Origin of the sequence: Corallococcus sp. AB049A (genome assembly GCF_003668885.1) — a bacterium.
GTDB classification, from domain to species: Bacteria; Myxococcota; Myxococcia; order Myxococcales; family Myxococcaceae; genus Corallococcus; species Corallococcus interemptor.
Genome location: NZ_RAWL01000776.1, coordinates 1 through 1672, shown reverse-complemented (window position 1 = coordinate 1672; position 1672 = coordinate 1). Strand labels below are relative to the sequence as shown.

At 76.4% G+C, this 1672-nt stretch carries 1 pseudogene; it reads left to right on the top strand.

Annotated elements, in window-relative coordinates:
• Positions 1 to 1672, top strand: a pseudogene (locus D7X55_RS43775) (hypothetical protein); the annotation flags it as partial.

Sequence of the window (1672 nt, the reverse complement as noted above, 5' to 3'; positions counted from 1 at the left end):
GCCCTTCTCGGATTCGGTGGGGCCTCGGGGTGTGCCGCCTCCGCCTCCGCCCATGGCGGCGATTCCCGCCGTGGATGGCCCTGTGCCCTTCGTGCCCGCGGATGCGTCGCGGCCGGTGGCGCCTCCTCCCATGCCATCCTTCGACGGCGGGGCAGGGGAGCTGCCGTTCATGGAGCCGCCGCCTCCGCCGGACGGCCCGTTCCTCGACGAGGAGGAGCTTCCCGAGAGCCCCTATCCGTGGCCGGAGCCCATCTCCGACGGGGGGCGTTCATCGGAGCTGCGCACCGCGGAGCCGCGCATCCCGGAGGGCCAGCGTCCCACCGCCGCGATGCCGTCCCTGGCGTCGTCGCGCCCGGGCGTCACCACGCCGTCGAATGGCAGCCGTCCCGCGCCCGTGTCCGACGCGGTTCGCGCGTCGGAGCCCCTGCCGGCCTTCGAGCCGGTGCGCGCTTCGGAGCCGTCGCGCAACTACGATGCGCCCCGGGCCGCTGAGTCCTCACGTCCCGCGGAGGTCCGCATTCCGGAGGGCCAGCGTCCCACGGCCGCGATGCCCTCCGTGCCGTCCTCGCGCCCTGGCGTGACCACGCCGTCCAATGGCAGCCGCCCGGCACCTGCGTCGGTGCCGCTGCCGTCGCACGCCGCGCCCACCATCCAGGTGGCCTCCATCCAGTCCACCGGCCCGCGCGCCTTCGAGTCCGACGAGGACTCGCACGACCTCGAGTCGCTCGAGTCGGGCCCGGTGCCCCGGCCGACGATGCAGGACACGCGGCCGTCGGAGGACCTGGTCTCGGTGGATCCGCGCGCCCTGGAGCCGGACTCCGACGTGCCGTACATCTCCGCGGATCCGGACGACGCCCCGGCCGCGCGCATCGGCGACGCGGACACGCACCCGCGCATCCCCATGCCGCGCGCCTCACGCCGCGAGGAGCCCCAGGCCCGCGTGATGCTGGACGAGGCCCTGCTGCGGGAGACGTCCTCGTCCACCGGCAAGCGCGAGCCCGACACCGGCCCCACCGCTCCGTCCCGGGGCCGCACGGGCTCCCGGCGCGCCGTGCGCGGTTCGTCTCCGAGCACGCCGCCTCCGCGCCCCAGCACCGCGTCGAGCATGCGCGCCGTCTCCCGTTCCCCCGCGCCCGCGGACCCGGACGAGTCGTCCACCTCGCGCGCGACGCGCGACGATTCGACCCGGCGCAAGGCCATGCCGGTGCGGCCGGAGCCCGCGGCGGCGCCGCGTGCCTCGAAGCGTGAGCCGGCCCCGGTCCGCAAGGCCAGTGCGCTGCGCTCCGCGCTGGTGTTCCTGCTGCTGATGGTCGTGGCGCTTTCCATCGTGGGCGCGGGGCTCTACTTCATCCCCGAGCTGCGCTTGGCCGTGGGCCTGGAACAGTCGCGGACGTCGACGCCCGCGCCGGCCACCCCGGTGCCGCAGATTCCCACGCAGGCCGAGTCCGAGCCCGTCCCGGACACGCCTCCGGCGCAGAACACGGCCACGGCGCCCGCCGCACCGGGGACGCCCCCGCCGCCGTCCGCCGAGCCCGTGCAGGCCGCTCCCGAGACCGCTCCGGATACAGCCCCGGCGCTGGCGCCGGATGACCTGCTCGCACCGGATGTCCCGGCCGCCGCGCCGGGCGCTGGCACTTCCACGGCGAAGAAGCCCGCGGCCGCGCCGGTACGC